This is a genomic window from Brevibacterium yomogidense, assembly GCF_900163715.1.
Classification (GTDB): Bacteria; Actinomycetota; Actinomycetes; order Actinomycetales; family Brevibacteriaceae; genus Brevibacterium; species Brevibacterium yomogidense_A.
On sequence record NZ_FWFF01000021.1, the window covers coordinates 19,350 to 29,719 of the forward strand.

A 10,370-nucleotide genomic window follows, 5' to 3' on the forward strand; every position below is an offset into this window, starting at 1 on the left:
GTGTCAGCTTCCTGTCGGTGTGGGGGTGAGTTCGATCCGGAGGTCCGCACCGCCGGGGGCGCCGGAGTCCTGCCAGATCCAGTCCGTCTCGCAGCGGAGGTCCTCTGCGGCCAGTGCGGTGGCGATGCGCTCGATCAGCGAGCCCAGGCCCACAGCCGCTTCGACGAGTGGATGCCCGGACGATTCGGACCGTCCGGTCTCCGGGCGCGGTCGGACGCGGATCGCGGAGCCGGATCCGGTCAGCGTCAGCCGCCATCCCGCCTGCCCCGGTGTGCGCGGGGCGCCGCCGCGGGCCACGGCCAGCGCGCGAGTGGCGCGGGCCAGGATGTCGTCCGAATCGTCGCCGGACGGCGGCGTGATCCCGGGGTCGGCCGGGTCGACGCCCAGCGCCGTCCACGCGGCCTCGACGTGACCGGTGCGGAACCAGTCGTCCGACAGCGGGCGGGACAGCCCGGCTGCGCCCGGTCCGGCGTCGGTGACGACCTCGCTCACGCCGCGGACGATCGCGACGGGACGTCCGCGCGCGGAGCCCTTCACCAGATCCGCCGCCTGCGCGATCGCATCAGCCACAGCCCGCACAGTCACCTGCTGAGGGCGGCCCGCGTCGTCCGGCTCTCCGCGCTGGGAGTCGAGGGGGTCGATGCCTGCGCAGCCCAGGACGAAGTCGGAGACGCCCACCCGCCACGGCCGCGACGTGGTGTCGGAGACGAGGACGCCCAGGCGCACGCCGAAGCGGTGGGAGAAGGCATCGCGCAGGCGCGCGGCGGATGCGTCCGGGTCCTGCGGGTGGAGGAGGACGTCGTCATCCCCGTCGGTGTTCGACTGGTCGAGTCCGGCGGCCGCCTGGACGGTGCCGGACGCCGTGCGCACCACGTTCACCGTGACGCCGGAGGAGTATCGGCGGCGGACGACAGTGTGCCGCGAGTGCGCATCGACCAGGCGCTCGAAGTCCTGCCGGGTCGCTGCGCGAGCGAGCGAGTTCTCCGCCTTCGCGACGACCTTCGACGCGACGACTAGGACGTCGCCGTCCTTGAGGTCGAGCCCGCTTGCGGTGATCGCGCCCCCGATCTCCCGTCCGAGGTCCGTTCCCGGGCCGATCCGGCCGATCCCGGGCACCGCGTAGGCGGTGAGGAGGCGGCTGGATTCGGCCCTGCGGTGCGGCGCGGAGGGTGAGGAGGTCATGGGTCCATCGTCGCAGACGCAGAACTTCCGAATACTCACAGCATCACATGTGCGCCACAGGTTGTGGTCTCACATGCTGAGTTCCACCACATGTAGTGGACGCGATGCGCGAATGAGTGTGAACCTCTCGAACAGCAGTTCGAATGGCCCGAATGATACCCGTCGACGGCTTGACGGATGGGTAATGACACACGTGTAATTTCAGTATGAGTCGGACGCGTCGGGCAGATCAGTCGGCGCAGAAGACGACAAGGGGGAAGACTCGTGACACCAGCACACAGAATGATGACAGCAGCAGGAATGAGCGCGGTACCGCAGACGCAGCCGCCTGCCGTACCGCTGCGCGAGAGCGTGGCGGACAGAGCGGCGGTCGACTGGTTCGTCGACCCGGGGACCGGGGAGCCGTCGTTCGTCAGCGACCCGCTCGACCTCGATCCCGTCTCACTGTCGCCGCGCGCCCCGGGAGGAGACCGCGGGGAAGCGGTGTCCCCCCTGTCGCTCCTGCTGGGCGGCTCCGGGGACGGCGACCTCGCATGGCAGGACCAGGCACTCTGCGCGCAGACGGACCCGGAGGCGTTCTTCCCGGAGAAGGGCGGCTCGACCCGCGAAGCGAAGAAGGTCTGCTCGTCGTGCGACGTCCGCTCCGAATGCCTCGAGTACGCGCTGTCGAACGACGAGCGCTTCGGCATCTGGGGCGGGCTCTCCGAGCGTGAAAGGCGCCGCCTCAAGAAGCAGGCGGGGTGAGCCTTCGCATCACCGCCGTCGTCGGCACCGATGACGGCGCAGACCTCCGGGGTGCCCGCGCGTCAGCGGAGATCCCGGGGGTTTCGTCTGTCCTCCGGGCCTCGGCTCGCGACACCGCCGAGACGGTCGACCGCGCCGTGGCCGACGGCGCCCAGTGGGTCTGGCTCCTGGGCTCCCGCGACGAACCGGCTCCGGACGCGCTGTCGAGGCTGCTCGACGTCGCGGGGTCCGGCGACGCCGTCGGGCTGGTGGGGCCGCGGCTGCGCGTCTCCGATTCTGATCGCCTGGCCTCCGCCGGAGTGACGACGACCGCACGGGGCCTGCGTGTGAACCCGGTGTCCCCGGGCGAGGTCGACCAGGGTCAGTTCGGTCGGACCGAAGACGTCTACGCCGTCGACCTGCCCGGAGCGCTGATCTCCGCAGAGGTGATCGCCGCCGTCGGCGCACCCGCGGCCGCGCTGTCCACGTCGTATCGCGGGATCGAGTACGCCCGCCGCGTCAGGGCCGCAGGATTCCGCGTGGTGCTCGCCCCGCGCGCCGAGGTCGTCGTGCCCGCGCAGACGGCCCGCGCGCTGCTGTCCTCCCCGCGCCCGCCGCGCGCCGTCGCAGACGTGCGCGCCGAGCATCGCTACCGGCTCTCCCGCGTCCGGTCCGCTGCGGCCTGGCGCACGAGCATCGTGCTGTTGTTCACCGCGCTCGCGGCCGCGTGCGGCCGCCTCCTGTCGAACGATCCGCGTGGTGCTGGCAACTGGTTGGGCGCCGCACGCCGGATCGGTCTCGACCGTCGCGCCGTCGCGCACCTGCGCCGCATCAGTCCCGTCACGGAACCCGCCCCCGGACTGCTCGCGACGCGCCAGCGGCTCGACACGGCGCGCAGGGAGCTGCGTGAGACCGGCGCCGACGGCACAGCGGCGTGGTGGATGGGGCGCGGCACCGCAGGCGCGGGCACCGCGGACGGGGCGCTCGCCGTGGGCGCCGATGAAGCACTCAACACGGGGGAGGAGCTGCAGTCCTTCTCCGGAATGGACGTCGGTCCGCGCCGCAGCGCACTCCTGCACCCCCTCACCGGCGTCCTCCTGCTCACGTCGCTCGCCGCTGTCCTCATCAGCTGGCGGCTGGTGGGCCCCGGATCCCTGACCGGCGGCGCGATGCCGCGCCTCGATGTGGGCTTCGGGGAGGCGCTGGGACGAGTGCTCGGCCTCCACGACGACGCGGGGCTGGGATCGCGCACGCCGGCGGACCCGCTCCTGAGCGTGCTCCTCGTGTGGTCCCTGCCCTTCCTCGGGAACCTCGACCTCGCCGTCCGCGTGCTGCTCATCCTCGCGCTGCCCGCCGCGGCTCTCCTCACCTACGTCACCGCGTCCCGCTTGACGCCCCGTCCGAGCATCCGCGCGCTGCTGGCACTCGTGTGGTCGGCCTCGCCGGCCTTCGTCGTGTCGCTCGTGGAGGGACGGGTCGGCGCCGTCCTCGCGTGGCTGGTCCTGCCGGTCTTCGTCCGCGCCCTCCACTCCGCGGTCAGCCGGCGCTCCATCGAGGCGTCTGCCGCCGCCGGACTGCTGCTGGCGATCGTCTGCGCCGGGATGCCGATCCTCCTGGTCCCCGCCGCCGTGCTCGTGATCGTGCTCGTCGTGCGCACCCGTGCGCTGCGGCTGCTCTGGGCGCTGGTCCCCGTGCTCGCGCTCACCGGCCCGTGGCTGGTCGCGGCCGTGCGCCAGCCCGATGCGCTCCTGACGGACCCGGGCGCCGTCCTCCCGTACCCCGTCGCCCGCTCGTGGATCCTGGCCCTGGGATGGCCCGAGGTGCCGGTCTCCCAGGCACTCGCGGGCACCGGCGCTGCTCCCTGCATCGTCCTCATCCTGGTCGTCTCCCTCCCGCTGGTCATCGCAGCCGGCGCCGCCTACTTCCGCCGCGGCGCACCCGACGACCTGATCATCGGGTCGACCGCGCTGACGGTGCTCGGCCTCTGCCTCGCGATCGCCCAGTCGATGACGGCCGCAGGGCTCACCGCGCATCGGCTCGTCGCCGCCTGGCCGGCCGCGGGGCTCGCCCTCTTCACCCTGGGGCTGTGCGGCCTGCTCGCCGCCTCGCTGATCCGGGCCCCCGGACGCCGGGGCACGACGTCCGCACTGCCGTCCCGCAGACGGTCGCGCACCGTCGTCATCGCGGCCGCCGGCTCCGCCGCGCTGGTGCTCGCCGCGCTGTCGCTCGACGCATCGGTGGGCGGCACGGAGGTCGAGCGGACCGCTGACGATCGCCTGCCCGTCTTCGCGGGGGAGCGGGCGAGCGGCCCCCTCGCTCAGCGCACCCTCATCCTCGACGCCGCCGATGACGAGGTGACGGGGCGCGTCGTGGGTGCCGCGGGCGGGACGGTGCTGGAGTCCTCGACGCTCACGCGTGCCGCGCAGCTGCACGGCTTCGGGCCGCGTCGCGTCCCCGTCGCACTGGACCCCGCTGACACCGCTCTGGCGGGCGCGGTCGGTCGCCTCACGGCCGAAGGCGGGGGCGATGCGGGAGAGGCCCTGTCGGCACTGGGCATCGGCTTCGTCGTGCTCACCGGAGACGACGGCCCGGCCCTCGACGACGCCACCCGCAGCGTGTCGGGTGCGACCGGGCTGACCCGGCTGGGCACCGCTGACCAGGGGCTCCTCTGGCAGGTCTCCGATGCGGGCGCCGACGATCAGGACGATGACGCTGCGGACTCCGGTCCGTCGGAGCAGGACGGGGCCGAGGTCGCGTGGGCCCGGGTCGTCGACGCCCAGGGTCGCAGTGCGCCGGTGCCCGTCACGGACGGCACCGCGGAGATCCCCGCCGGGCCGTCCGGGCGGCTGCTCGTCCTCGCGGAGCGCGAGGGCGTCACGAGCGCCGCGATCGACGGCGATCGACTGGCCGCCGGCGACCCCGTGCAGGGGTGGGCGCAGTCGTTCCCGCTGCCCGAGGACGCGGTCACGGTCACCTTCAGTGCGACCCCCGCCTGGTACCGCGCGGCTGTCGTCGTCGGCTGGGTGCTCCTGCTGGTCACCGCCGTCGTCTCCGTCCCGATCGGTCGAGGGAGTCGCCGATGAATGCCTTCTCGAGATCCGCCGCTACCTTCGTGGGGATCGCGGTGCCCGGCGTCCTCATCGCCGTCACCGCGTTCGTGGCGCCCCTGCCCAGCGGTTCGGGCGCGCGCGGCCCCGAACAGGTCCGCCTGCCGGCCTCGGCCACGACCGCCGTGTGCCCGGGACCCCTGTCTCTGGCCGACGACGCCGCGGGCACCGACGAGGAGTTCGAGGCCGCCGCGGCCCCCACCACCGTCGCGCGCGCCGTGAGCGCCTCCATGACGGCACCGGACGGATCGCAGGGCGCCGCGGGCATCTCCGCGGGAGTGCTGGGCGGCGACGACCTCTTCACGACGGATCCCGGCGACCCGTTCGTCACCGGGGCGGACGGCATGGGCGCCCCCGTCCTCTACACCGGCGAACCGGCGGGCGAGAGCCCCGCCCTCGTATCCGCCGTGCAGACGGCGGACGCGGACTCCGGCGACTACGCGGGCCTCGCCGCACTCAGCTGCTCCGAGCCCGTCACCCGCGCGATGTTCTCCAGCGCCTCGACGATGGCGGGGGAGGACTCCCGCCTCCTCCTCGGCAATCCGACGGATGCGCCGGTGACGGTCCGCGTCTCCCTCACCGGCGAATCAGGGCCTGTGCCCGTCGCCGGCGCGGACTCGCTCACCATCCAGCCGCACTCGATGCGGACGGTCGTCCTGGGTGCGCTCGCGGAGGGCGTCCCCGTCGTCGGGGCGGAGGTGACCGCCGAGGACGGCCGCGTCACCGCCGCGCTCCAGCACATCCGCCGCGACGGCCTGGATCCTCGGGGGATCGAGTACGCTGCGCCCGAGGCCCCGGCCGCTACCCGCTCGGTCGTCCCCCTCGGCACCGGGGGCGCCGTCCGCCTGCGCGTGTCCAATCCCGGCGACACCGCCGTCACCGCCCGACTGGGCGCCCACTCGGCAGACGGCCCGGAGGCCCTGCCGACCGGATCCGTCGCGATCCCCGCGCACGGGACTGCGGAGGTGGACCTCGGCGAGGTGGCACCGGGCGACCTCATGATCGAGGCCGACGCGGATGTCTCCGTCACCGCCTCCGTGACGATCGACACGGAGGAGGGTGCGGACGTCGCGCACTACCCCGGCGTCGAGGCGCTGGGCGACACCCAGCTCGTGGCGCTGCCGACGGACGAGAGGGGCGGTCCGCTGGGCGGCGACCTCGTGCTCGCCGCCGGTGAGGGCAGCGTGGACGTCGTCTCGGTCGGAGCGGACGGCCAGCGCGGAGACGCCCGCACGCTGGACCTGGATCCCGAGCGGGCCCTGGTCCTGGGGCTCGCCGACTTCGGCGATGCCCGGGCCCTCGAGCTGCGCAGCACGGGCGACGACGCGTTCGCAACGGTCGCGGCGCGGAGCGATTCCGGTGCGAGCGCCGTGGGCATCCCCGCGCCTCCGCAGGGAGTCGGCTACCAGGACGTCCGCCTCGAGAGGTGAGCCTCAGCGGGGGCGCAGCTCGTCCGGGTCGCGTCCGCACAGCAGCGCCGCCTGATCCGCGAGGACGTCTGCGATGAGGTCGGCCAGGTCCAGCTCGTCCGTGCAGCGCTGCGCGATCGGCAGGCGGTGGAGCACGATGACGGCGGGCTCGTCCCGTGTGGCCGGCAGGACGCGCCCCAGCTCCACACCCGCATCCGCCGGGGGGACGTCATCGATCGTGAGGACCACGGAGTCCAGTTCGCCGGCGACCCGCAGCCGGATGTCGGACAGGAGGATCGCCGCCAGGCGTGCGAACTCCTCCGCGCGGCTGCGCACGGCGGGGACGGGCGCGTGGAAGAGCAGCGGGCTGCGACCGTGACGGTCGTGGCGGCGCGACGGGGACATGTCTGGGAGTCTAGGCGGTCGTCGGCCGCAGGGCGCTCGAGCGGAGCGCTCCTCATTGGGTAGACTGCCTGACGTGTCAGGAGTACGTCTGTGTGCAAAGGCCGGGTGCGGCGTCACTGCCCGATTCACGATGACCTACGTCCATGCGGACGCCACCGTGGTCGTCGGCCCCCTCGCCACCCGTGCTGAACCCGGTGCCCTCGACCTCTGCCGGCACCATGCCTCCCGCATGACCGCGCCGCGCGGATGGGAGCTGCTCCGCCTGGACATCGGCGAAGAGCAGCCGGAGCGCTCACGCGATGACCTGCTCGCGATCGCAGATGCGGTCCGCGAGGCCGCCCGCCCCCGCCGCGAACCGCAGCCGCCCGCGGACCTGCCGTCGGGCCCGGGCCGCGGACACCTGCGGGTCATCACCGGAAGCGGGGAATGATCGACGCGCACGGCGCCCCCGGCGCGACGAGCGGCGACGGCACGACGAGCGGCGACGGCACGGTCCGTGAGGCGAGGCGCGCCCGGTTCGACCGGGTGCTGGGAGCGTACGACCTGCGCGGCCGGATCGGCCACGACCTCGACGATGACCTGCTCTTCGCGCTGGGATTCGGCACGGCGCGCGCGTTCGGCGCGCAGGGCGCGACGGAGATCGTGATCGGCTGCGACATGCGCCCCGATTCCCCGCGGTTCGCGGAGTCGGCCGCTGCCGGCGTGCGCGCCGGCGGTCTGCGCGCGCGCTTCGTGGGACTGTGCTCGACCGACCAGCTGTACTTCGCCTCCGGGCTGTGGGACCTCCCCGGCCTCATGGTGACCGCGAGCCACAATCCCGCCGACTACAACGGGGTGAAGGTGTGCGGCGCCGGTGCGACGGGAGTGTCGCGCGACCAGGGCCTCGGCGAGATCCGCGATGCGGCGGTGGGCGCACCGCAGCGTGTCGACGACGACGGCGCGGTGGCCGTCGACGACGCCGCGGCTCGCGACCTGGCAGCCGCGTTCGCGCAGAGACTGCGGGACCTGACCGGACTGGACCGGCTGCGCCCGGTGCGCCCTCTCACGATCGTCGCGGACGCCGGCAACGGGATGGCCGGGAAGCTGCTGGGCGAGGTGTTCGGCACGGACGCGGGCCTGGAACCAGTCCCGTTCGACGTGATCGGCCTGTACACGGAGCTGGACGGCACCTTCCCCCACCACCCGGCGAACCCGCTCGAGCCTGCGAACCTCCTCGACGTCCGCGACGCGGTCCGCGCGCAGGATGCGGACCTGGGCCTCGCATTCGACGGGGACGCCGACCGCTGCTTCTTCATCGACGGCGCGGGCGAGGTCCTCTCCCCGTCCGCGATCGGTGCGCTCGTCGCAGAGCGCGAGATCGCACGTGCCCGCGGCGAGGGGGAGGAGCAGCCGGTCGTCCTCCACAACCTCATCACCTCGCGCATCGTGGCGGAGACGGTCGAGGCATCCGGAGGACTCCCCGTGCGGACCCCCGTCGGCCACTCGCGGATCAAGCAGCTCATGCGCGAGCACGACGCGGTGTTCGCAGCGGAGCACTCCGCGCACTTCTACTTCCGCGACTTCTACTCCGCGGACTCCGGCATGCTCGCCGCCTGCCACGTGATCGCCCTGCTCGGGCGGACGGAGGACTCCGCGCAGGACCTCGTGGCCCGCCGGGAGCGCTACGTGGCCTCGGGCGAGATCAACTCGACCGTGACGGATCCGGACGCCGTGCTGGCGGACTTCGCCGCGCGGGCCCGGACCGGTGAGTTCGGCGACGGCGAGGTCGTGGAGTTCGACGGCGTCTCGCTCGAGGGCGACGACTTCTGGTGCAATGTGCGCAGATCGAACACGGAGCCCCTGGTCCGCTTCAACTGCGAGACTCCCACAGCGGAGCGCACCCGCGCACTCACGGACGCCGTGCTCGCACGCGTCCGCTCACAGAACACACCCGGAACCGAACCCGAATCCCCTCGGAGGTAAGAACGATGACGAAGCAGTCGGCGGTCCTCGCCGATCACGACCACCGGATCGCGGATCTCACGCTCGCAGAGGCGGGACGTCACCAGATCCGCCTCGCGGAGCGGGAGATGCCCGGTCTCATGAGCCTGCGCGAGGAGTACGCGGGGGCCAATCCGCTGGCAGGCGCACGGATCGCCGGCTCCCTGCACATGACCGTGCAGACGGCCGTGCTCATCGAGACGCTGGTCGACCTGGGCGCAGACGTCCGCTGGGCGTCCTGCAACATCTTCTCCACACAGGACGAAGCGGCTGCGGCCGTCGTCGTGGGCGACGGTACGCCGGACGCACCGACCGGGGTCCCCGTCTTCGCGTGGAAGGGCGAGACCCTCGACGAGTACTGGTGGTGCGCCGACCAGATCTTCCGGTTCCCGGCGATCGGCGACACCCCTGCGGGCGCGAACCTCATCCTCGATGACGGCGGCGACGCGACGATGTACCTGCTCGAGGGCGCTGCCGCTGAAGCCGCCGGCGGAGTCGCCGACGACGCCGAGGACGACCCGGACGAGCTCAAGGCGTTCCGTGCGCGGCTGCGCACGTCGCTCGCCGAGGAGCCGGGCCGCTTCACGCAGCAGGCGCCCCTGATGCGCGGTGTGAGCGAGGAGACGACCACCGGCGTCAACCGCCTGTACCGCCTCGCGGAGGAGGGCCGGCTGCCGTTCCCCGCGATCAACGTCAACGACGCCGTCACGAAGTCGAAGTTCGACAACCGCTACGGCATCCGCCACTCGCTGCCGGACGGCATCAACCGTGCGACGGACGTCCTGATCGGGGGCAAGATCGCCCTGGTGATCGGCTATGGCGACGTGGGCAAGGGTGCGGCAGAGGCGATGCGCGGCCAGGGTGCACGCGTCATCGTGAGCGAGATCGACCCGATCTGCGCGCTGCAGGCCGCGATGGACGGCTACCAGGTCGTCACGACGACCCAGGGCGTGGAGACCGCGGACTTCGTCATCACGACGACGGGCAACTCCGCGGTCCTGTCGGTCGAGCAGCTGCAGGTGCTCAAGCCCGGTGCGATCGTCGGCAACGTCGGTCACTTCGACGATGAGATCGACCTGGCGGGGCTCGCGAAGATCCCCGGCGTCACCAAGGTGGAGATCAAGCCGCAGGTCCACGAGTGGACGCTGCCGGCGGCCGAGGGGACCGGTCGTGAGTCGACCAGCATCATCGTTCTGGCGGAGGGGCGCCTGCTCAATTTGGGCAACGCGACGGGCCACCCCAGCTTCGTCATGAGCGCCTCCTTCACCAACCAGGTCATGGCGCAGATCGAGCTGCACACGGGCGTCGCGGAGTACACGAACGACGTGCACCGCCTCCCGAAGGCGCTCGACGAGAAGGTCGCGCGGCTGCACCTGCCGGCGCTGGGCGCCCAGCTGATGGAGCTCACGAAGGAGCAGGCGGAGTACATCGGCGTGGACGTCGCCGGGCCGTACAAGCCGGATCACTACCGCTACTGAGTCACGACCCCTGCCCCCCCTCTCAGTGCTCGAGTGAGTGCAATCCGGCCCCCGAGAGCGCTCTCGGGGGCCGGATTGCACTCACT

General features: G+C 72.8%; 8 protein-coding genes. 6 read left to right on the forward strand and 2 right to left on the reverse strand.

Annotated elements, in window-relative coordinates; all coding sequences use genetic code 11:
- Window positions 1-3: 3 nt before the first annotated feature.
- On the reverse strand, window positions 4-1,182 hold the full coding sequence (locus FM105_RS13970; protein ID WP_087009293.1) for a coenzyme F420-0:L-glutamate ligase: 1,179 nt from the start codon (window positions 1,180-1,182) through the stop codon (window positions 4-6).
- 483 nt (window positions 1,183-1,665) lie between these two features.
- Between FM105_RS13970 and FM105_RS13975 the strand changes: the two genes are divergently transcribed.
- From FM105_RS13975 to FM105_RS13985, 3 genes are read left to right on the forward strand one after another with little or no spacing between them, the layout of a single operon-like run.
- The gene (locus FM105_RS13975; RefSeq protein ID WP_087009306.1) at window positions 1,666-1,926 is read left to right on the forward strand and encodes a WhiB family transcriptional regulator; all 261 of its coding nucleotides are present in this window, start codon (window positions 1,666-1,668) and stop codon (window positions 1,924-1,926) included.
- On the forward strand, window positions 1,923-4,988 hold the full coding sequence (locus tag FM105_RS13980) for a hypothetical protein (RefSeq protein WP_087009295.1): 3,066 nt from the start codon (window positions 1,923-1,925) through the stop codon (window positions 4,986-4,988). Before FM105_RS13975 ends, FM105_RS13980 begins: the two co-directional genes overlap by 4 nt.
- Window positions 4,985-6,442 carry a DUF5719 family protein gene (locus tag FM105_RS13985; protein ID WP_087009297.1) on the forward strand — a complete coding sequence of 486 codons (1,458 nt, stop codon included), beginning with the start codon at window positions 4,985-4,987 and terminating at the stop codon, window positions 6,440-6,442. Before FM105_RS13980 ends, FM105_RS13985 begins: the two co-directional genes overlap by 4 nt.
- 3 nt (window positions 6,443-6,445) lie before the next feature.
- On the opposite strand, the gene FM105_RS13990 is transcribed toward FM105_RS13985, so the two are convergent.
- On the reverse strand, window positions 6,446-6,826 hold the full coding sequence (locus FM105_RS13990; RefSeq protein WP_087009299.1) for a metallopeptidase family protein: 381 nt from the start codon (window positions 6,824-6,826) through the stop codon (window positions 6,446-6,448).
- 73 nt (window positions 6,827-6,899) lie between these two features.
- Between FM105_RS13990 and FM105_RS13995 the strand changes: the two genes are divergently transcribed.
- From FM105_RS13995 to ahcY, 3 genes are read left to right on the forward strand one after another with little or no spacing between them, the layout of a single operon-like run.
- Window positions 6,900-7,256 carry a DUF3499 domain-containing protein gene (locus FM105_RS13995; protein ID WP_256970427.1) on the forward strand — a complete coding sequence of 119 codons (357 nt, stop codon included), beginning with the start codon at window positions 6,900-6,902 and terminating at the stop codon, window positions 7,254-7,256.
- Complete coding sequence (gene manB / locus FM105_RS14000; RefSeq protein ID WP_087009303.1) at window positions 7,253-8,788, forward strand: phosphomannomutase/phosphoglucomutase; 1,536 nt, start codon at window positions 7,253-7,255, stop codon at window positions 8,786-8,788. Before FM105_RS13995 ends, manB begins: the two co-directional genes overlap by 4 nt.
- A gap of 5 nt (window positions 8,789-8,793) precedes the next feature.
- On the forward strand, window positions 8,794-10,284 hold the full coding sequence (ahcY, locus tag FM105_RS14005) for an adenosylhomocysteinase (protein ID WP_087009305.1): 1,491 nt from the start codon (window positions 8,794-8,796) through the stop codon (window positions 10,282-10,284).
- The last annotated feature ends 86 nt before the right edge of the window (window positions 10,285-10,370 follow it).

Bases quoted from the DNA above. Each gene is read 5' to 3' on its own strand.
- FM105_RS13970 (WP_087009293.1), bottom strand. From the start codon at position 1,182: ATGACCTCCTCACCCTCCGCGCCGCACCGCAGGGCCGAATCCAGCCGC.
- FM105_RS13985 (WP_087009297.1), top strand. From the start codon at position 4,985: ATGAATGCCTTCTCGAGATCCGCCGCTACCTTCGTGGGGATCGCGGTG.
- FM105_RS13990 (WP_087009299.1), bottom strand. From the start codon at position 6,826: ATGTCCCCGTCGCGCCGCCACGACCGTCACGGTCGCAGCCCGCTGCTC.
- manB (WP_087009303.1), top strand. From the start codon at position 7,253: ATGATCGACGCGCACGGCGCCCCCGGCGCGACGAGCGGCGACGGCACG.
- ahcY (WP_087009305.1), top strand. From the start codon at position 8,794: ATGACGAAGCAGTCGGCGGTCCTCGCCGATCACGACCACCGGATCGCG.